The organism is Mesorhizobium sp. ESP7-2, assembly GCF_020164715.1.
Taxonomy (GTDB): domain Bacteria; phylum Pseudomonadota; class Alphaproteobacteria; order Rhizobiales; family Rhizobiaceae; genus Mesorhizobium.
In genome coordinates this window covers 21,656-41,666 of sequence record NZ_JAIUGQ010000017.1, presented here as the reverse complement: position 1 = coordinate 41,666, position 20,011 = coordinate 21,656, and the positions used below count along the sequence as shown (strand labels likewise).

At 58.6% G+C, this 20,011-nt stretch carries 22 protein-coding genes; 3 read left to right on the top strand and 19 right to left on the bottom strand.

Annotated elements, in window-relative coordinates:
* Window positions 1-55: 55 nt before the first annotated feature.
* The 5 genes from LB543_RS17755 to LB543_RS17735 all read right to left on the bottom strand — a co-directional run bounded on the left by LB543_RS17755 (window position 56) and on the right by LB543_RS17735 (window position 6,060).
* Window positions 56-1,579: a mercuric reductase gene (locus LB543_RS17755; RefSeq protein WP_224614971.1), complete on the bottom strand. Its 1,524-nt coding sequence runs from the start codon at window positions 1,577-1,579 to the stop codon at window positions 56-58.
* A gap of 16 nt (window positions 1,580-1,595) precedes the next feature.
* Window positions 1,596-2,894, bottom strand: coding sequence for a glucoamylase family protein (locus LB543_RS17750; protein ID WP_224614970.1), 1,299 nt, complete (start codon window positions 2,892-2,894; stop codon window positions 1,596-1,598).
* A 100-nt stretch (window positions 2,895-2,994) separates the two neighbouring features.
* Entirely contained in the window at window positions 2,995-3,177 is a 183-nt protein-coding gene (locus LB543_RS17745) for a hypothetical protein (RefSeq protein ID WP_224614969.1), read from the bottom strand.
* A gap of 311 nt (window positions 3,178-3,488) precedes the next feature.
* Complete coding sequence (locus tag LB543_RS17740; RefSeq protein ID WP_224614968.1) at window positions 3,489-4,310, bottom strand: universal stress protein; 822 nt, start codon at window positions 4,308-4,310, stop codon at window positions 3,489-3,491.
* Between the two features lie 901 nt (window positions 4,311-5,211).
* Window positions 5,212-6,060, bottom strand: coding sequence for a LysR family transcriptional regulator (locus LB543_RS17735; RefSeq protein ID WP_224614967.1), 849 nt, complete (start codon window positions 6,058-6,060; stop codon window positions 5,212-5,214).
* Between the two features lie 407 nt (window positions 6,061-6,467).
* Here LB543_RS17735 and LB543_RS17730 point away from each other — a divergent pair, with 407 nt between their 5' ends.
* Complete coding sequence (locus LB543_RS17730; RefSeq protein WP_318012975.1) at window positions 6,468-7,211, top strand: uracil-DNA glycosylase family protein; 744 nt, start codon at window positions 6,468-6,470, stop codon at window positions 7,209-7,211.
* 270 nt (window positions 7,212-7,481) lie between these two features.
* Here LB543_RS17730 and LB543_RS17725 read toward each other — a convergent pair whose 3' ends face one another.
* The 9 genes from LB543_RS17725 to LB543_RS17685 all read right to left on the bottom strand — a co-directional run bounded on the left by LB543_RS17725 (window position 7,482) and on the right by LB543_RS17685 (window position 15,256).
* The gene (locus LB543_RS17725) at window positions 7,482-8,303 is read right to left on the bottom strand and encodes a universal stress protein (RefSeq protein ID WP_224614965.1); all 822 of its coding nucleotides are present in this window, start codon (window positions 8,301-8,303) and stop codon (window positions 7,482-7,484) included.
* A 192-nt stretch (window positions 8,304-8,495) separates the two neighbouring features.
* The gene (locus LB543_RS17720) at window positions 8,496-8,792 is read right to left on the bottom strand and encodes a hypothetical protein (RefSeq protein ID WP_224614964.1); all 297 of its coding nucleotides are present in this window, start codon (window positions 8,790-8,792) and stop codon (window positions 8,496-8,498) included.
* A 78-nt stretch (window positions 8,793-8,870) separates the two neighbouring features.
* Window positions 8,871-10,406, bottom strand: a complete 1,536-nt coding sequence (locus LB543_RS17715) for an FAD-dependent oxidoreductase (RefSeq protein WP_224614963.1) — start codon at window positions 10,404-10,406, stop codon at window positions 8,871-8,873.
* A 343-nt stretch (window positions 10,407-10,749) separates the two neighbouring features.
* Window positions 10,750-11,406, bottom strand: coding sequence for a fructose-6-phosphate aldolase (gene fsa / locus LB543_RS17710; protein ID WP_224615034.1), 657 nt, complete (start codon window positions 11,404-11,406; stop codon window positions 10,750-10,752).
* A gap of 142 nt (window positions 11,407-11,548) precedes the next feature.
* Complete coding sequence (locus LB543_RS17705; RefSeq protein ID WP_224614962.1) at window positions 11,549-11,920, bottom strand: DUF488 domain-containing protein; 372 nt, start codon at window positions 11,918-11,920, stop codon at window positions 11,549-11,551.
* Window positions 11,921-11,925: 5 nt separating this feature from the next.
* Window positions 11,926-12,138 carry a hypothetical protein gene (locus LB543_RS17700; protein ID WP_224614961.1) on the bottom strand — a complete coding sequence of 71 codons (213 nt, stop codon included), beginning with the start codon at window positions 12,136-12,138 and terminating at the stop codon, window positions 11,926-11,928.
* Window positions 12,139-12,170: 32 nt separating this feature from the next.
* Window positions 12,171-12,578 (bottom strand): c-type cytochrome, encoded by a 408-nt coding sequence (locus LB543_RS17695; RefSeq protein ID WP_224614960.1) that lies wholly within the window; start codon window positions 12,576-12,578, stop codon window positions 12,171-12,173.
* 122 nt (window positions 12,579-12,700) lie between these two features.
* Window positions 12,701-14,470 carry a GMC family oxidoreductase gene (locus LB543_RS17690; protein WP_224614959.1) on the bottom strand — a complete coding sequence of 590 codons (1,770 nt, stop codon included), beginning with the start codon at window positions 14,468-14,470 and terminating at the stop codon, window positions 12,701-12,703.
* Window positions 14,471-14,494: 24 nt separating this feature from the next.
* Window positions 14,495-15,256 (bottom strand): gluconate 2-dehydrogenase subunit 3 family protein, encoded by a 762-nt coding sequence (locus LB543_RS17685; protein ID WP_224614958.1) that lies wholly within the window; start codon window positions 15,254-15,256, stop codon window positions 14,495-14,497.
* 293 nt (window positions 15,257-15,549) lie between these two features.
* On the opposite strand from LB543_RS17685, the gene LB543_RS17680 reads away from it, so the two are divergent.
* Both LB543_RS17680 and LB543_RS17675 read left to right on the top strand, forming a co-directional pair.
* Window positions 15,550-16,386 carry a LysR family transcriptional regulator gene (locus LB543_RS17680; RefSeq protein WP_224614957.1) on the top strand — a complete coding sequence of 279 codons (837 nt, stop codon included), beginning with the start codon at window positions 15,550-15,552 and terminating at the stop codon, window positions 16,384-16,386.
* 394 nt (window positions 16,387-16,780) lie between these two features.
* Window positions 16,781-17,434 carry a BON domain-containing protein gene (locus LB543_RS17675; protein ID WP_224614956.1) on the top strand — a complete coding sequence of 218 codons (654 nt, stop codon included), beginning with the start codon at window positions 16,781-16,783 and terminating at the stop codon, window positions 17,432-17,434.
* Window positions 17,435-17,579: 145 nt separating this feature from the next.
* Here the strand turns inward: LB543_RS17675 and LB543_RS17670 are convergent, their stop codons facing one another.
* From LB543_RS17670 to LB543_RS17650, 5 genes are all read right to left on the bottom strand, one after another.
* Complete coding sequence (locus LB543_RS17670; RefSeq protein WP_224614955.1) at window positions 17,580-17,969, bottom strand: hypothetical protein; 390 nt, start codon at window positions 17,967-17,969, stop codon at window positions 17,580-17,582.
* A gap of 144 nt (window positions 17,970-18,113) precedes the next feature.
* Entirely contained in the window at window positions 18,114-18,257 is a 144-nt protein-coding gene (locus LB543_RS17665) for a hypothetical protein (protein WP_224614954.1), read from the bottom strand.
* 41 nt (window positions 18,258-18,298) lie between these two features.
* Window positions 18,299-18,760, bottom strand: a complete 462-nt coding sequence (locus LB543_RS17660) for an RrF2 family transcriptional regulator (protein WP_224614953.1) — start codon at window positions 18,758-18,760, stop codon at window positions 18,299-18,301.
* Window positions 18,761-18,796: 36 nt separating this feature from the next.
* Window positions 18,797-19,261 (bottom strand): group III truncated hemoglobin, encoded by a 465-nt coding sequence (locus tag LB543_RS17655; RefSeq protein ID WP_224614952.1) that lies wholly within the window; start codon window positions 19,259-19,261, stop codon window positions 18,797-18,799.
* A gap of 89 nt (window positions 19,262-19,350) precedes the next feature.
* Window positions 19,351-19,929, bottom strand: a complete 579-nt coding sequence (locus tag LB543_RS17650) for a PTS sugar transporter subunit IIA (RefSeq protein ID WP_224614951.1) — start codon at window positions 19,927-19,929, stop codon at window positions 19,351-19,353.
* Window positions 19,930-20,011 lie beyond the last annotated feature (82 nt).

Below are 20,011 nucleotides of genomic sequence, written 5' to 3'. Positions count from 1 at the left end.
CTCATGTAAACTCTTCTGCCCCTTTCGCGCCCGCGCCGAAGACCCTTATGGTCGGCTACCACCTCGACCATAGCCGCAGCAGCGAATGGAGGGGAGGGGTCAGGCGCGTATGGTTGTAGGCGTCGGCCGCCTTCTTGATCGCTTCGGCCTGGGTAGGATAGGCGTGAATTACGTGAGACAGAGTGCGTAGACCGATCCCCGCGACCATCGCCAAAGTAATCTCGCTGATCATTTCGCCGGCGTGGCGCGCAACGATAGTCGCCCCGAGAATCCGGTCCGTCCGCTCCTTAACGTGGATTTTCACGAAGCCCTCCTCCTCATCGTCGGCGATCGCACGATCCACGTCGTGCATTGGGATGGTGAAGGTCTTGACCGGTATGTCTCGCTCGCGCGCCTGTCGCACATAAAGACCGACATGCGCTATCTCCGGATCGGTGTAGGTGCACCAGGGAATCGTCAGTGCGCTCAGTCGCCGCCGCCCGAGGAATAGCGCATTCCGAACTACGATCCGAGCCGACGCGTCGGCCGTATCGTTGAATTTGTGCTCCAGGCAGACATCGCCCGCAGCATAGATGCGCCGGTTCGAGGTCTGCAGAAAATCGTTGACGTGGACGCCATTGTTGATGTCGTAGTCAACTCCGGCGGCCTCCAGGTTCAGACCGTCTACACTCGGAATTCGACCCGTGCCGATAAGGATGGCGTCGACTTCTACCTTGTTCGTGAAGTCGTCGCTGATCAGATCTGCGATATTATGGCCGCTTTCCACGCGCACGCTGACGACCCGGGTATTGAGCCGCACCTCTACGCCATCGCGGGCTAAGGCATTGGACAGGATCTGCGCGGCATCACGCTCTTCCCTTGGCAGGAAAAGAGGCCGTTTCTGGACGATGATGGTGCGCGCTCCGAAACGGCAGAATGCCTGCGCCATTTCGCAACCGAGCGGGCCGCCGCCAATGACAAGCAGGCGGCGCGGCAACTCGGTCTGATCGAACACGTTCCGGTTGGTCAGATAACCGGCCTCGGCGAGACCAGGAATCGAAGGCGTATTCGGCCGCGCCCCAGTCGCAATCAATGCCTTTTTGAAAGCTATTGTAACGCCGTTCACCTTCAACGTATCGGATCCGGTAAAGCACGCCTCGCCGAAGAACACATCCACGCCAGCCGCCGCGAGCCGGCGCACCGAATCGGCGTTGCTGATGCGCGCGCGAATAGCACGCATGCGCTGCATCACCGCGGAAAAGTCGACACGGATACCGGTCGGGGTGCGCGCTCCATACTGCTCGGCCTGGCGCATTTCAGCGTAGAGCCGCGAAGTGCGGATAATCGTCTTGGAAGGCACGCAACCGATATTGAGGCACGTGCCGCCGAGAAGATGGCGCTCGATCAGCGCGACCTTCGCGCCCAGTGCGGCGGCCGCATGCGCCGCCGCAAGTCCCGCCGTGCCAGCGCCGATGACGACCAGGCTGTACCGGCCGGCAGGCTGTGGATTGCACCATTCGGCTGGATGCACGTTATTCTGCCGCTGGCGCTCGTATATATCATTCGGCGCTCTCGAGACTGGGTCGTTGAACTGTTCCATAGTTGCAATCCATGCGCTAGGTGAGCTGCTGCAGCCAGCCGCCCCGAAATCCGGCGCGCCGCAATCCGGCACCGGTAATGGGACAGTCCCGCATCAGCCGCCAGATCAGTTGGGTTCGATAATTTTCAATCATCATCACGACGATGCCTTGGTCGAGCCCGAAGTGGCCCGTCGAAACCCAGGCGCGCCGGTCGCCGATGGCGAGGGTCGGATTGAAACTGCTCGTGTACTGCTGCGCGGCCAGCATCTCGGGATAGCGCTGAAGCATATCGCGCGCGGCGCGCAAGGCGTTCTCGGGCGCGAACGGCAGCGATGCCAGCGCCGCCCACCCGCTGAGGGTTCCGTCATCGGGACCATACGGCACACCGCGCGCGGCATAGCCAAACAAGCGCCGCGCCTCGCTTGGCAACCCGAGCGACTGATTGGTGGGTCCGTCGCAGGCAGTCAAACCCCAGCAGCTTTCGTCATAACCGACGAACCGGTGCGGGTTGCGCCGCGCATACTCACGCTGAACCTCGGTCGCGCGCCGGCTGTTCTCGAAGTAGTCGCAGCGCTTTTCTCGCATGAAACGATCCTGAATACCTCGAAAGTCGATCCAAGCGTGGGAGAATTGATGCACGAACAATGGTCCCGCATACAGAAAATCATAGCCATACAAATTCTCCCACTGGTAGGTCGCGGTCCATGCCTCGTAGTTGTGACCCTCCATAGGGTGCGTCGGAGATCCCAGCGCGAGGGCATAGAGCACGATAGCCTCGTTGTAGCCCTCCCAACCGTAGTGAAGGAACCCGCACTCCGGCTTCCAGCCTTGTCGGATGGTCGCCTCGCCACCTTGTGACCAGCGCCAGTCGATGCGCCGGTAAAGCGCATCGGCTATCCCACGCAACGATGCTTCTTCGGAGCTGTCTGAGTTGAAGTAGGTGCTTGCGGTCAGTACGCCAGCGATCAGCAGCGCAGTGTCAACCATCGACACTTCCGAGCGCCAGACGCGGGCGCCGGTATGCATGTCGAGGAAGTGATAATAGAAACCTTTGTACCCTGTTGCATCTGGGCTTCCGCTCTGATCGCTGTCGTGAAAGAACCGCAATACCGAAAGGCAGCGGTTAACTGCGTCGGCTCGCGTCATCCAGCCGCGCTCCACCGCCACCGGATAGCTCGACAACGCGAATCCGACCACGGCGATGCTGCAGGGCGAGTTCTCACGCGAGGTATCGGCGACAAGTCCGTTGGCAGGATTGACCTCCTGAAGGAAGTAGCCGAAGGCGGCGCGCTGCAGGCGGTCAAGTAGCGTTTCGTTGCTCAACACGGTGTCCATCGAAGTCTATCCCCGACTTTGTCGCGCGGAAATTGCGGAGCGAGATAGAGGGTGCGCCCTAAGCGGCGGCCCCAGCAGCATCCAGCCGATCCTGACACTATCACTGACGTTCTTTTTTACGGCGCGCCTTACCGATCTCGTGAAGCGGACGAAATCGCAAGAGTTGCACTCGCTTTGCCCAGTACTGGCCACCGGGATCGATGTTGAACTTCCTCCGCAGCGTGGTCGCGTCGACCTCTTCCAGAGCGCGATCATTTCGCGGCATCGTTTTCAGCGCCCTCAACGCCGCTCGCCGTCGAGGCTGCGGGGAGGCTACCAAAGCTACCAAAGCTCCCGAAGGTCGATCGCACGATGGCAACACGCACGGTTTTTTCCATGTTCATCCTCGCCAAATTGAGCCGGAATTGATTTCAGGTGGACGAAGACGTGCTCGGATAAAGCTCACACCTGCCCGGTTGTAAAAAAGCGTCGGTTTTTGAGCACACACGGGTTCATTTGAAACCTTTCTGCAGGCTGGTCTGCGACCTTTGCAGCACCCATCGGGCGATCACGCCTTCTTCTCTCCAAGTTTTCAGCAGCGCGGCGTTTACCCAGTTAATTCGACATGAATCGATGCAAACCGTGCTCTTCAAGAAGTGACCGCGTAACTCCTCCAAAAGCCCATTCCGTGAGCCGGCTGTGACCGTAGGCTCCCGATACGATCAAATCGACATGCAGCGCGTTGGCGATATCTCCGATCGTCCAATCGCTGGTTTTCCATGGAAGTATTTCCGCTCGAGTTTTTACGCCCTGATAACAAAGGTAGGCCGTAACATCGGCAAGGCTCTTCCACATGTCGTCGTTCGCGACATCATCAACGGTGATTACGCCCACCTCCTTTGCCAATGATAGAATAGGTATGGCGGCGGCGACGGCACGTCTGGCTTCGCGGGTGTCTTTCCATGCGACCAGAATCCTGTTCACCAGCAAATGTTCAGCCCCAATGGCGGCGGCCATCAATGGTCGTCCCGCATGGAGTAACAAGTTGCCGAGATCGACCGTCCGATGAACGTTGCCGACAGACGCTCCATGAGGCGATCCCGTGACTATGAGATCGGCCATGCGCGCGGTTTTGATCAACAGGCGGGTTGGGTTGCCAATTGCGCCGCGCCACTCGGTGTTTACCGTTTCACCTGCAATGCTCTCGAACTCAATGCGCAGTTCTTCGAGCCGTCGCTCGATGTGCTCGCGCTGGCGCATCATAATCTCGCCATCGAAGACCACGCCTTCCGCGGCGACAACCGGTGGAGGAACGTCGGCAGCGGAGATACCAATCAGCCGCGCATCAAAATGCTTGGCCAGATCGACGCCGAGCTTAATAAGGGCGGCGGCGTGACTATCGATGTCAAGAGCGAGGAGAATTGATCTGTATGCCATAGCGGTTCCTTCGATTGCATGCGCCAAATGAAGCCCGTCGGCAGGAATCTCAGAAGCGCGGAGGCCGCTCCAAGCGCACTCCTTGACGCGCGAAATCACAATCGCCGCGTCTGAGAAACGGAGTTATTTGGGTCTATCCGCGTTGGAGCACGAGGGGGTTGGTCAGATCAGGCGGCGCGCTCACAGCCTTACGTTCTCGCCAATCGACACACTACGCAAACGATTTTTGTCAGCAATTGAATGCAGCTTTTATGATAGCCATCCACGAAGCTAGGACGCGCAGCAGCCGAGCCGATGGGGGGTGTGTAAGAGGTGTCCGCGGTAAAGTTCGGCCGATATCGTTCGTTGCAAAGCGTCTACAACGACTCACATCAAACCAATCGGCAGGCTCATGCCAGCCGCGCCTTGCTCGCGATTCACCCGATATCAGTGCCACGCGCTGATGGGGCGGGAGGTGGTCCTCCGTCGAAGTAACTGCGGGCTCATGGCGACGCGACTGGCGGGCGGGAGCCAGCGCGGTACCGCCCTCGGCCAGCGCGCGATACCTCAGGAACAATGGCTCGAAAGACCTGCGTGGCCCGATCTCCGCGCCAAACCGGGAAACTTGGCTCCCTCCGACTGCCTAATCCACCCCGCACGCTGTTCGACACTGCAGTCCTTAGTTTCGTCATGACCGCACGAGATGCGACGCCAAACGGAGGGGAAATCTGTGTCATCACCGAGCGATTTGTGCAGACGACCCCGACACGTGCACCGCCCGGGGCTGGAATCACACTTGCGTTCGCGTCGAAGACCACGGGTACGGCATGGCTCCGAACGTCTAGGGTGCTAGGCGGCCCCTTCTTCAAACCTGGAAATCGGTAACTGCTCGTCAACCAACCAGACCGCCGCGAAGAAAATTCTACAACCCAATATTGCCGTTTGAAATAGCGTGCAGGCCAGCGATCGCGGGGCCCACGACGCTTTCGTCGGCGTTAGCGGATTGCACCGCGTAAACCGGATAGGAGAATTGCGGCATGTCGGGCACAAGGTGCAACTGCCCCGTGGCTACGTAAGGCTGAACCGCACCCATTCTGAAATACCCGGAACCACCAGCCGCGAGAACGTAGTTCAGCGCGAGTGGACCGAGATCGAAAGAGAGATCAGGCGCGGCACTCGGGAAGTTCATCCCGTGGTGAAGTCCAAAATCCGGGCCCCAGTCCATATAAACATAGTCGGCTATGTCCACGCGCGCTTCGGAATTGGTGGTCGCGAGCACGAGCTTCTCTTCCATGAGTAGATCGATTTTCAGACCTGGCCTATGTTGGGGTGCATACATGATCGCCACGTCCACCGTTCCCGACGCGACCTGATTGATCAGATCCTGCGGCACGTCGACGTGTACTCTAAGCGCAATATCCTGAAGCGAGCGCCGCATCCATCGGACCCAATCGAGCAGAAGGGGTTGCGCAAGGCTGACTTCGCTGCCGACCGTCAGAACGGCCCGGCGGCCCGGCGGCACTGCAACCTGATGAAGGGTTCGCTGCCATAATTGGACGAACATCGGGGCGTGGCGCAGGAACTGCTCGCCAGCCGGGGTGAGAGAAGCTCCGCCTTTGTGACGAACAAAAAGTGCGCGGCCCAATTGCTGCTCCAGGTTGCGGATTCGTGCACTTACGGTGGTCTGAGCGACATTCAAGCGCTCCGAGGCCCGGATGAAACTCCCTGTCGATACGATTTCGATAAAAGTGCGGGCGAGCTCAATGTCCATAAGGTTTCATAACATAAAAAATCTTTTCAGACGCCCGATCGCAATCGGAATTATTGCCACATATTTTAGCTTTTTGAACAACAAGCGCCGTGTCGGCGAAATCTGGGCCAATGTCGACCAGCTGAGACTAGTTTGCATGCACGCTCCATTCGGGCGTGACGCGTAGATCATGATCGGCGAGTGCGAGTTTCGTGAAGCCATCGTTGTGACACGTGGGCGACGCGCGACGTCTCCAGTGTGCCGGTATAAGCCATTGATAGCCGGCCTGCCGATGATCGGCGATCTTGCATACGCTCCGTGGTGGGACGTCGATCCAAGCGTAAGCCACGGCCCAGTCACTCACGACATGGAGGGCCAAAGGCCTCACCGCGGCGAAGGGTCGCAATAGGCGTTCAACGGCTGGCCGGATGTCATCGAGGTGCCCACTTTCCGACGGGGTCGATCAAGCGGAACACGGGTGGCGCGGACGACCTGGACTTTGCTGCAACTCGCTTCGACGTGTGGAACCCAAAATGGGGGTCAAACCGGAAGAATCCCTTGCCGCGTTGCTTTCGAACATTCGTGCTTGTCGCGCGTGTGCTGGAGAATTCAGCCATGAACCACGCCCGGTGGTCCAGCTAACCGCCGAGACCAAACTCTTGATCTGCGGCCAGGCACCTGGACGACGCGTGCATGAGAGCGGGCTGCCGTTCGATGATCCCTCAGGTGACCGCTTGCGCGAGTGGCTTGGGCTGGATCGCGGTGTCTTCTACGGGGACGCGCGAATTGGCGTGGCCCCCATGGCGTTCTGCTTTCCCGGGACAAATCCCGAAGGCGGTGACTATCCGCCACCGGCCCGGTGCGCAGCGCTCTGGCGACGGTCGCTCCTGTCTTGTTTGCCTAACGTGGAACTGACGCTCTTGGTGGGCGGTTACTCCCAGCGGTGGGCTTTGCAACATACGTCGGGGCAATCAATGACAGCGACCGTCGCGGCTTGGCGCACCTATGGTCCAGCAGTGATCCCGTTGCCTCACCCTTCCTGGCGCAGTACAGTCTGGCTGCGTCGAAACCCTTGGTTCGAGAGTGAGTTGACGCCTCATTTGCGCGCGCGGGTTGCCGAGATCCTAGCTCGCGTGGCTGCCGGCCATGAGACATGCTCTCCGGCCCATTAATATTCATCTGAAGCTTATGATGGCTGCGAGATGCCCTAGCAACGACGGTGTCGTCAACAGCCCGGCAGCGGTGCTCCATCTGTGAGTTGGCTGTAACGGGTGCCATGCCGAAATCCAAATGGTCGAATGACATTGTATCGGAGCTGATGAAAAGCCAATCTCTGACAGCTTATGCGTGGAAGTCCTTCCGGGGACGGCGCCGAAGCGTCCTGCGGGAAGACGACACTGCTCGGATTTGTCAGTTAACGGCGCACCGTCCGAACAACTTGATCAATTCGACATAAGCCGGTTCAGTCGGTCATTTTCAAGTAGCGAGCGGGTGGCGCCGCCGAAAATCCATTCCCTGAACCTGCTGTGGCCGTAGGCGCCGGATATGACCAGATCCGCGTTCATTGCGTCGGCCACGTCGGGGATGTTTGCGCCATTGGATTTTTCCGGAAACACCTCCGCCTTGGCCTTTACGCCATGCAACGAAAGGAAGGCGACAAGATCGTCCAGGCCGTTCCAGGTTTCGTCGGTTGCCTCATCGTCGATCGTAACGACACGAACCTCCTGAGCCATCTGCAAAAAGGGCATGGCATCAACTACCGCGCGCCTGGCTTCACGCGTGTCCTTCCATCCGACCAAAACCTTGTTGATGCGGAAATTTTCCAGGTTGGTCGATGCTATAAATACGGGCCGTCCTGCCTGAAGGATCAGATTACCGAGATCGGTGGAACGATAAGCGTTGCCGGAAGAGGCACCCTCGGGCGAAGCTGTGACGATGAGATCGGCCACGCGCGCCGATTCGATCAGCAAGCGGGTCGGATTGCCCACGGCCCCACGCCATTCCGTATCAACCGTTGCGCCAGCAAGGCTTTCGAACTCTGCGCGCAGGTCCTCGAGTCGTCGCTCGATGTTCTTCCGCTGGCGCATCATGCTCTCCCCTTCGAAGGCCACTCCACCTTCCATGACAACCGGCGGCGGAATGTCGGCAGCCGAGAGACCTATCAGGCGCGCATCGAAGCGCTGGGCCAGATCGACGCCGAGCTTGACGACAGGAGCAACCATCCCGTCGATGTCGAGATTGAGAACGATCGACTTGTAGCCCATATCGGCTTCCTTCCGTTGGTTGAAAATGTTGCCGGCTCGGCGAACGGAAACCTCGCCAGGTCTCGTCGCGAGTCATAGTTCGCAATGCGGCAAAGCCCGGAGGCCTGCCTCGTGCGTTCCAGCAAACTCAATGAAGAACGATCGTTGGGGGTACTGGGTACGCCGGCCGGCGCGACCGTTAGGCCCCGCCGCCTACTCGAACATGATCCGAGCGGTGCCTTTTTTAGCGATCAACGCTCTGCGAACTTCCTGAATCCGTTCAGCCTGTAGTTTGGTATAGGGGCCCATGGGCCGCGTCTTTTCATTGCCGCGACGGACCTGGCAGTACCAGCGACCGCTGTCCGAAAAGATTTCAACCGAGGTCGGCATCTGGTGGGACTCTTCCCAGGCAACCTCCTTGGCGAACTCGACGATCTTTGAATAATGCCGAATGGGCGCAACGGCGCGTAAATCCGTGGCGACGTTAAACCCCCGCTGCAATGTGGACATAGATCATACTCCTTTCCGTCACGACGACTTACCTGCTCCGCCATTCCCGCTGCGCTCTCCGCTGCTCGAGAGCGCTTTCTAGCCTGCCATTTGGCGCTCCATTTCCGCCTCGGCCTCCAGACTTTCGAGATCGCGGAAGATCGAAGCGACAGCCAACGTGCGCCCTTCCCGTTTGAAACGAAGCAGGCAATCCCTGGCCGCGACATCTCCATCGACCGAGATCTCATCCCATCGCCCGGCATGGCCGACATAGTTGATGGGGACATCGTAATGCTGGCTCCAGAAGAACGGCAGGGCAGCGAATTTCTCCCGACGGCCAAGCATGTTGAGTGCCGCGGTGCGCCCCTGTCTCTCTGCAACGACCCAATGCTCGACCCGAATGTTTTCACCAGTGTGGGGATCGGGCCACCGCGCAATGTCGCCGGCCGCGAATATTCCGGGCGCGCTCGTTTCCAGGAACGAGTTCACCGAGACACCGCGATCGAGCTCAAGCCCAGCCGTCTCGGCAAGCCCGGTGCGTGGCCTCACGCCGATGCCGGCCACGACGAAATCCGCAGCCAACGTCCCGCCACTGCTGAGCTTCAGCTTGCTGCCGTCGATGCTGACCGCGGTATCCTCAAGATGGAACACGACACCTTTCTCCTCATGGAGGGCGCGGATGAAATCGCCCATTTGCGGACCCAGGACCCGCTCCATAGGCCGTCTGTCTGGTGCCACGACATGAACGTCGATGCCGCGCGAGCGCAGGGCCGCTGCAACCTCCAAGCCGATAAAACTGGCGCCGAGCACGATGCAGCGTCGCGCATTCGTGGCTCGCTCGATGATCGCCTTGCAGTCCGCGAAAGAGCGCAGTGTGTGGAAAGGTGATTGCTCGGCTCCGGGAATAGCAAGCCGAACTGGTTCGGCCCCCGTGGCAAGCAACAGCCTTTCGTAGGCAATCCGGGAGCCATCCGCGAGGACAACCTCGCGTGAATGCAGGTCGATGCGATCGGCCTTCGTATCGAGACGCAGGTCGATGTTGTTTTTCGAATAGAACTTCTCCCCGCGGAGCGGAATCCAATCCTCCGGCGCCTTGCCGGCAAGATAGTCCTTGGAGAGGTTCGGTCTGTCGACGGGCGGCGCCTGGTCATCGCTGATCATGACGATGCTGCCCTGGTATTGCTCGCGCCGCAGTGCCTCGGCCGCCGCGAAACCGGCTGCGCCGCCGCCGACAATGACGATCTTCTCCGGAACATGACCGGTGCCTCCATCACGCGGCTTTGGTGCCGACCGTTTTCGCTTCTCGCCTACGAATATCTTGCCTTCCCGCTGTTCGACCGACCAGCAAGCCAGTGGATTGAAAGCAGGCGCTCGCAAGGCTTCGCCGGTCCGCAGATCGAAGCAAGCGTGATGCCAGGGACACCGGACGGTATCTCCCACCACAAGACCGTCGACGAGCGGTCCGCCGTAATGCGTGCATGTCGCCGCGGTGGCGAAGACCTCGGCCCCGCGGCGCATCAGCAACACCTGCTCGTCGCCGCAGTGGCCGACAAGCTTTCCGCCGTCGGGAAGGTCGGACACCACGACGCCCTGGGCCAGATCCGGTCCGACTAATTTGGTATGGACTTCAGCCATTTTCTTCTCCTTGGCAGCCGAGGACGGAAATTTATCCGACCAACCAGACACGGGGCGCCTTGCGCCCCGGCCAACATGCCTTCGGACCTTCGGCATCAACCTGCGTAAAAACATTTCGGCCGTGTAAGCCGATGCAGCCAATCAATACCCATGCCCTAGTCTCTTGCCATTGCGAGCACCACGCAAAGGAATTTAATCGGCAATTGCATGCAATATTTATGATAGGCGAAGAATCCTGACTGGGCGGACAAAGTGCAAGAGGTCTTTCTTCCGGAACAGAATGATCACTGGGCGCCATTTTCTTCTGCCTTGGGCAATTCCTTGGGAGAGCTGCTGCAGGCAATTACAGGATCGCTTGCCCCGTCTTTCCCCAATCGGCAAGGAAGGACTCGAGGCCCCTGTCGGTGAGTGGGTGTTTGGCGAGGTTTCTGAGCACCGCCGGCGGTACGGTGGCGATGTCGGCGCCTGCGATCGCCGCCTGTTTGACGTGGAGAGGAGTGCGAATTGAGGACGCGAGGATTTGCGTCGTGAAGGATTTGTCGTTGTCGTAGATCGCGCGGATTTCTCGGATCACTTCCATGCCGTCCTGACCGAGATCGTCGAGCCTGCCGACGAACGGCGAAATGAAGGTCGCGCCTGCCTTGGCTGCGAGCAACGCCTGGTTGGCTGAAAAGCACAGTGTGACATTGACCTTGTGCCCGATCTGACTGAGCGCCCGGCAAGCCCTGAACCCATCCCAGGTCGACGGCACCTTGATCGCCACATTCGCGGCAATGCTGGCCAAACGCTCCCCCTCAGCAATCATGGCGTCGAACTGGATCGCCGTTACTTCGGCTGAAACCGGGCCCTCGACCGTCTGGCAAATCTCCTTGATCACATCCCTGATCGGTCGGCCGGTTTTTGCGATAAGGGACGGGTTTGTGGTCACCCCGTCCAGAATGCCAATAGCGGCAAGCTCGCGAATTTCAGATATGTCGGCGGTATCGACAAAGAATTTCATTGTTTTCTCCTCAACGTGAACGTGTCCATCTTTGCTTTGATGAGGCTTCTTAAGTTTGGTTCCAGAAAGTTGATCTTGGTCTCGCTGTGGTGATCGCACGCCCCTGTCTTTTGAAAGCCAAAGGCGGCCCGCCGTGACGTCTCTATCGATGTCTCAGCAACACCTCTCGAAGGACGATGGCATCGTTGTGAGCCTCGTCATGAGCCGAGTAGACGAGAGTGACTGCGCCCTCCCGTATCAGGTCGCGCAGTCGGTCGAGTTCATCGCCATGCTCATGAAGTTCCGCCGCATACCGCCGGCGGAATTCCACCCAGCGGGCGGGATCATGTCCGAACCATTTCCGAAGCTCGGTGCTTGGCGCGAGCTCCTTCATCCAATGGTCGATGGCGGCCTCGGTCTTCTTGACCCCGCGCGGCCAAAGCCGGTCAACCAAAACCCGCTTGCCATCGTCGGCAGCCGGGCTCTCGTACGCCCGCTTCAGTTTTACTCTCTCGTTGAAGATCTTTTCGCTCATCGACGTCATGTCTCGTCCGGCTCCGTGTCGTTGACCGCATCGAGAAGGTCGGAGAATTCTTTTCTCAGGATTCTCTCATCGGCTTGATCCGATACGAACATGAAGATGTCGCCGCGGTACCTCTCGATCCAGCGACGACCCGAGCCATACCGGCGCAGGTAGTTACCGATCTGATGTATCGTGGAATAGCCAAGACCTTGGTGCAGAAGGAATTTCATCAAGCTTGTGCTTTGCAAGTCGCGTACATGACTCAGGGGGCGACCTTCTGTCCCTGAGTGTTGAACTGTTTCAGATAGGCGATCACGTCGGCGATCTCCTGGTCCTTGCTGAGACCGGCGAATGTCATCTTTGTGCCAGGCACCAGCTTGCGCGGCGCCCGCAGGTAGGTCGTCAGCGTCGGTTCGTCCCAGGTCAGACCCGAGTTCTTATTGGCCGCGGAATAACTGTACCCCGGGTACACACCAGCCGTTCGTCCGACAACGCCGTTCAAGACCGGACCTACTCCGTTCTTTGCGTCGGGGCCGACCTGGTGACAGGCCATGCAGCGTTTGAAGACGACGGCCCCGGCTTCAGCATTGCCAGGAGATGTGTCCTGCGCATGGGCCGAACCGACTGCGGTGAGAACCGCGGTCGCCAATCCAAGCATGATCGATTTCATGTGTGCTGCCTTCAATGAGTTATGGGTTGGTTCCGGTCGAGCCTGCTCGCGGCAATATGGGGTTCAAAACACACCCAGCCTGCCGGACCCGAACCGCGGATCCGGATCCGGCAGGCGTAGCCTCAGGAGGGAACCAATGGGCCCGGGCTCTTCAGATACTGGTTCTTGATCGCGTCCACGGCCCAATAGGCAAGAGCACCTACCGGCCCGGTCGGATTCTTCCCGGCGTTTTGCGGAAACACGCAAGCGCCGGTGACGAACACGTTCGGGACATCCCAGACCTGAAGATATTTGTTCAGAACGCTGGTGCTCGGGTCAGCGCCGAAGACTGCTCCGCCTGTGTTGTGCGTGCTCTGATAAGGCACGATGGAATAGGGCACAGGCGGGATGCTCCGATCGACCTTGGTCGCACCCATTTCCTTGGCGATCTTCACGCAGATGTCGGCCTGACCGTTCATCTGCTTTACCTCGTTGTCCTGGAAGTCGAACGTCATCCTCATCAGCGGACGTCCAAAGACGTCGGTGTAGGTCGGATCGAGGCTTAGATAATTCTGTCGGTAGGCCATCACGGCGCCTTGATTGCCAACGCTGGCCGCGTGGTCATAATTGTCGACCACTGCCTGCTTCCAGTCGGAGCCCCAGCGCGGTGTGCCGTGCGGAGTTGGATGCGACTGGATAGGCCGGGCGCCCGAGTTGCTGCAGCTGATGCCGCCGCCGCCGATATAACCGGCCTTCACGAAATCATAGTTGTCGCCGTTGAAATCATCCATGCAGGTACCGAGCGCACCGGCGCCCATGTAGCGGTTCAGGATGGTCTTCTTGTCGAAGAAGGCGGTGGCCCCGCCACCGCACTGATAGGCATAGTTGCGGCCGACCACGCCCTTCCCCGTTGCCGGATCGTAGGGCACGCCGATGCCGGACTGCAGCAACAGATTGACGTTGCCGAGCGCATAGGCCGACAGGATGATGAGGTCGGCAGGCTGTTCGAATTCACGCCCGCGTGCGTCGAGATAGGTGACGCTGACCGCCCGCTTGCGGGTCGAGTCGAGATTGACCTTCAGTACGATCGAGTTGGTGCGCAGCTCGAAATTCGGGTTCTTCACTGCCAAGGGAATGACGGTGAAATGCGGGCTGGCCTTGGCATTCGCTTCGCAACCGAACCGCTCGCAGAAGCCACAGTAGTGGCACTGGCCGAAGGCCACGCCATCGGGGTTGACGTAATCCCGCGACGCGTTTGACGACGGATTTGGAAAAGGGTGGTAGCCCAGATTGCGGGCCGCCTTCTCGAACATCACCATGCTCTGCGCGGCAATCATCGGCGGATTAGGGTACTCTTCCTTTCGCGCTCCCTCGAAGATGTTGCCACCATCGATCTTCCGACCGTTGATATTGCCGGCCTTGCCTGAGGTGCCGCAGGTTTTTTCAAACTTGTCATAATAGGGTTCGAGATCGTCGTAGGTGATCGGCCAGTCCTGCAGGTGCATGTCCGAAGGGATGATCTTTTCGCCGTACTTGTCGACGGTCCGGGTGCGCGCCTGATGGTCCCATTCGAGCCAGCGCCAGGTCACGCCGTTCCAGTGCACGCCGGCGCCGCCGACGCCCTGGCCGGGCAGGAAGGAGCCGAGTTGACGCATAGGCAGCGCCGTTTGCGATTCACCATTGCGGAATGTGATGGTCTCCCGTCGCACGTTCTGCATGAGATCGTAGCGAGCCGCGTAACGCAATTCGTCATGGATTTCTGGGTCGATGAAGTCCGGATTGGTGTCACGCGGGCCTCCCCGCTCAAGGGCGACGATCTTCAGCTTGGTGGATGCAAGCTCCTTTGCAATGATGCCGCCTGTCCACCCAAGACCGACAATCAGGACATCGACCAGGTTCAGTTTGGTGGTCATGTCAAAATCTCCTTCTTCCGCCGATCAAATGAGGTCCTGGATACCCTTCGGTTCAGCCTTGTAAGGCTTGTTCCGGAAGGGCTCGATCTTGTCCGCGTACATGGCATCCGCGCCGGGAAAGCCGATCATCTTCCAGGCAGCCGCGTCCTTGTTTCCGCCATACATCGGGTCCGCGAAATAACCCTCGATCGTGAGCTGGAGTAAAAGCCCGAAGAAGGTTGCCGTCGGGACTGTCGGAAGCTCGATCTTGTTGCTCTCAAGGTCAGCCAGGACCTCGGCACGATCTTTTGCCGACAAGCCCTCGAAGGTGCTCTTGTGGCTTTTCTGCACGTAGGCCCTGACGTCGGCGATGCCGGCTCGGATCACTTCCGAGGGCGTCATCGGCAATTGATAGCCCTGCTCGGGCGTACCCTCGCCAAACGGCCCTTCCAGATACAACCGGTCACCCTTGCCGTATCCGCCGGCCATCTGCCGGTCGACGTAGGTCGCAACGCCGAGTTCCTTGGCGCCGGGGCCGGTTGAATCGCTGGGAATGAGCGTATCGACCGCCGCCTCGATGAAGGCGGATTCGTCGACATTGAAGAATTCGTAGCCCGTGGACCCAACATGCGATTTCGCGGCGGCGGTTACGTGACGATGCGTTTTGCCCGTCGCCGCGGCCACCATTTCGTCCGCCGATGCGGACCCGCCGAGCGGTAGTGTACTCGCTGCTGCCCCAGCAGCGCCGAAAAGCTTCAGAAAGTCGCGACGCCCCACATCGCCTTGGCTCTTTTCTCTCGTCGACATGATCTCTCCTTGTGACGCCGCAGGCAAAACGATGGGTAAGGATGAAGAGAGCTTGTGCTCGCTCCAACCGCGCTGTGCAGCAGCCAGCGCTAAGCTTGGTGGATTTCCCGAAGGCTAATGGAGGTGTGATCTATCTGACAAACGAAATTAATCGGCAAATGGATGCAGTTTTTGTGCAGATGTCATGTCGACCGAATGGAGGCGTTGCTCCACCTGGTGATCGGGCTGAGCAGCCCGGAAAATTCACGCAATTATGTTGATCTTTGAGCGCAATGTTTATGTTAAGATCCTCTATGGATGTCGAACTCGCTCGCTCTTTTCTCGAGATTGTCTCGACCGGGAGCTTCATTCGAGCTTCGGAAAAGCTGAATGTGGCTCAGACGACCGTGAGCGCGCGAATCCGCAACCTTGAACAACAACTCGGACGTCCACTTTTTGTCAGGCATAAGGGGGGGGCTTCGCTCACTCCCGCTGGTGAGCAGTTCCTGCGTCACGCTCCGATGTTCGTCCAGTTATGGCAGCGCACGCGCCATCAGGTCGCTGTGCCGTCGGGCCGTCGCGCTGTTCTGACTGTCGGCAGCGAAGTAAGCATTTCGCAACCGCTCTTGCTCGACTGGGTCCAATGGATGCGTCGATCGCTTCCGGACATTGCACTTCGCGTGCACGTCGATGTCCCGCAGGATTTGATAAATCAAGTCGCTTCGGGGATGGTCGACGTGGCAATTATGTATGCACCCCAGCATCGGCCGGGCCTAAAGATCGATCTGCTCATGGAAGAAAAACTCGTGTTCGTGACCACTGATCTAGATGGTGCCGACTATGTCCAGGTGGATTGGGGGCCGGAATTTGCGCTCAACCACGAAATGAATTTTCCGGATGTCGCACCGGATCTCTCTTTTGATCTCGGTCCACTCGCGCTCAGCTATCTCCTTGCAACCGGCGGATCCGGCTATTTCAGAATGAGCATGGTGCTGCCTCATCTTGAGGCCAAGCGGCTTCACCTTGTGTCCGACAAGCCGCAATTCTCCTATCCAGCCTATGCGGTCCAATCTGCTAACGCGGATGCGACCGTAGTGCTTCCTGCCTTGGCGGGATTGCATGCTGTCGCAAGCGGCGGCATCCAACTGTAGGTATTCTGGCTCGACGTTTAAGCTTCGGTTGGATTGACATGAATTGGAGCTCGACCGTCGTTCCAGCCCTCGTCTCTCTGACGATGCAGACCTTGTCGCCTTTGTCGAAAGCCATATCACGAACGACAAGACCACGCCGCCGACCTAAGGGTCAGGCGTGGAGTTTCGCCCTAGGAACCTAGAATCAAAGGGAGGAAGTCGCGCCGTGTTGCCGCCGAACCAAATGACTGCAACATAATTGTTTTCAATTTATCATAAATTTCAATTGCTTCGTTTCAATAGAGTGCCAATACTTCGACGGTGTATTGCGTGCCAGCTTTATCGTGCGTGCGAAAGTAGTGCCGCCCACGCGCGTAAAGGCGACCTTTGTCCGTCAATTGTAAGGACCTGCGACATGAGATTCGACAGAGATATCAAACAAGACTTGGAAAGCGAATTGAAATGGGACCCTGACATCAATGCCACCGACGTCGGTGTCACCGTCAAAGAGGGCGTTGTTTCGCTTACTGGGTACGTCCCGTTCTATATGCAGAAGTACGGGGCGGAGAAAGCGGCGAAGCGAATCAAAGGAGTCCTCGGCATTGCCAACGATATCGAAGTTCACCTTCCTTCCAGCCATCAAAAGACAGATCCGGAACTCGCGCGGGCGGCAATCGAGGCAATCTCCATCGAGTTTCCCTCTTCTCACGAGCGGTTCAAGGTAATCGCGAACGAAGGTTGGCTTACCCTGGAGGGCGACGTCGAGTGGCAATATCAGCGCAATCAGGCTGAAATCGCCACGCGGAAACTTCACGGCGTCAAGGGCGTCATTAATCGCGTGGTGCTGAAGCCGCGCGTGGCCCCTGTGGAGATTAAGGCCAAGATCGAAAATGCGTTCAAGCGAAGCGCCGAGGTCGACGCGCAGCATGTCAGCGTCACCGCCGATGGTGGTGAAGTAAGCCTCGCCGGTACAGTAAGTTCGTGGTCGGAAAAGCAGGAGGCCGAGCGAACCGCTTGGCGAGCGCCAGGCGTTGTCAGGGTCCATAACCACATCAACATTGTAGGCTAGGTCATCGTCTTCGGAGATGAGTGCCGCCCGACCGCTGTTCTATCGCAGTTGCATGATGAGGCCGGTCACAAGCCGGCGAGGGTCCGGCCCGCGAACAATCCCCCACCGACCTTCAGCCAGTTGGCGTCGTAGCGGTCGGGGAGATTTATCCCAGAGCCATGTGACCAGCATGACGAGCACCCCCAGCATGAACGCCCACGCGACGAAGCCATGCGCGTATCTCGCCCAGAATGACCACGTCGAGAACGCGTCCGGTCCGATCAGCGGCATCAACAGACGTTTCCCGAATACGAGATTCAGACCGGTAATAGCCAGGATGATGAAGGCTGTGGCAGTCGTCCAAATGTGCGAGCCGCTCGCTGGCGTTGAAGCGCAGGATCCTGACGCCTGATTCACCTGCCGCGGTGCGGATGCGGCCTCTGACAAAATAGAACAGCCCCAGCACGACCACAATGCCCAGGATGGCAATGCCGCCGATCCAGGGCAGCGCGCGCTCATGGAAGCCTTGATAGTCGCGGCCCTGCGGCTGCTGCAACGTGGCGGCCTTGCCGTCCGGTATCGTGACGCGGCCCGGATCTTGTTGAGTTCATCGAGAAGCTGCCGCTCGTTGACAGCCTGGGCGGTCGCGTAGCTTCCTGACACGCCTTCCTGCGCACCGGCCGGAACGACAAGCAGGCAACTAGACAAACATCATGACGATGATCGCGCCGATAACTATCAGGACAAGCCCACCAATAAGCATTGGCAGTAAGCTGTTGTCGGGGTCGATACCAGAATCGATCTCCCTCTGTGACGGCTTGTCCTTATTCTTTGGTTCGGGCATGGGGCGTCTCCATCGGAGCAAAACGGCATGTGCCGAGGCAATTAAGCGAGGTTGTGCGCGCCGCCGGTGCTAGATGGTCTTTTCGGACTGCCAAGAAAGTCCTTGGGCATCAGCATGATGTCGGCCAGCGTGTAGCGGTCCAGGGTGCTCTGGAACGAGGCAATCGCTTCACCGAACATGCCTGAAAGCTTGCAAGTGGCGGTCAGTGCGCATTTGTTTCCGGTGGCGAAACATTCAACCAATGCGAAATCTGGCTCCGTCAACCGCACGACATCGCCGATCCGGATCGTCTCGGGCCGACGCCCGAGAACAAGACCGCCGGAGCGGCCACGGATTGCCTTCAGATAGCCGCTGCGGGTGAGGGTATTGGCCACCTTGTTCAGATGCGTCTTCGATACGTTGAAAGTGCGCGCAGCCTCCTCGATCGTGATGAGCCGGCCACCGGCTGAGGCGGTGTACATCAGCATTCGCAATGCATAGTCCGAGAAGGCAGTCAGCCGCATGCATGTCTCCTGCTGTCCGTGCCAAAACAGTCTGCATCAAAGGTCTTTGTCGACAATAGGTGCAATGCCAATCGTGGTCTCGCCGCGGTTGAAGGCGATCGCCAGACGGAAACTGTGCGCGATACGAAACGCGCGATCCATAAAAAGCGCTGCCACCTCGGGCGGGCACATGCGGCGCACCGTTGTGCGAAACAACTTTAACCAGCGACGAAAATGCGCCGCGCCGAGGTCGCGTATGGCCAGGTGTGGCGGCAATGGCCGGCCTTCATATCGGGACGTCCGAAGTAACGTCGCAGACCAGAAGTCGCACATCTTCGCTAGATGATGTGGCCATTTGTGCGGCTCGATCCGATCGCGGAAAATGGGACCGAGAAGGTCATCATGTCGAATTTCGGCGTAAAAACCGTGGACCACCTCGCGGATCATTGTCTCGTCGAGCAAATCCGGCAACGGAACGCCGTCGACCACAATCGTCCCTCTGCTCTGGCCATTCTGGCTCATCTGTTTGCTCCTGGCTCTCTCTCCAATCCGAGGGGGTTCAAGCCTCTGGGTTGTCCCTTCATGATCGTCATAAAACATAGATTGTCAATCTATGTTTTATCTGAAAGCTCCTCCAAAGTCCGGTGACAAGGAAGGCATGGGACCTGCGCGTTGCTGAACTGCCTGACCATCGTAGTGCCAAGCCCGACGCGGCTAGTGTGCAAAGTGGTTGAAATTCCCTGACGCGGCATACCTTCCAGAGTGGCCAACGCCTCATCGGATGACCGAGCCAATCGGAGTCGCTCCCGAACCTGAGATGCCCGGAGCAGCCGGCATATTTGCGAAAGGGCAGGGAGGAATTCGGAAGCGGCCGAGCGAGGCCAAAGGACCGTGTAGATGAGATCGACAGGGTCGTCGTCCGGGCCCTCGAAATCAATAGGCTGCGCCAGGCGGCTTAGAGACGCGACAGGTGACGAGATTGTGTCAAGCACAGCGTGGGGGATCGCCACGCCACGACCGATACCCGTCGAGCCGCGATACTCGCGCTCGATAAGGCTGCGGAGAACTAGCTGTTCGTTAAGGCCATTTCTCCGCGCAATTCTGATTGCAATTTTGGACAAGGCCGATTGCTTTCCCTTTGTGATGAGGTCAAGGCAAATGTCTACTTCTGGCAAAGGCTGGGAGTTCATCAGGTGTACCCTAGACATGGATCCGAACGCGATGCTGATAGCAGCACTGCTCCAGCAGGGCTGAGATCGCTTCAGCTTGGTG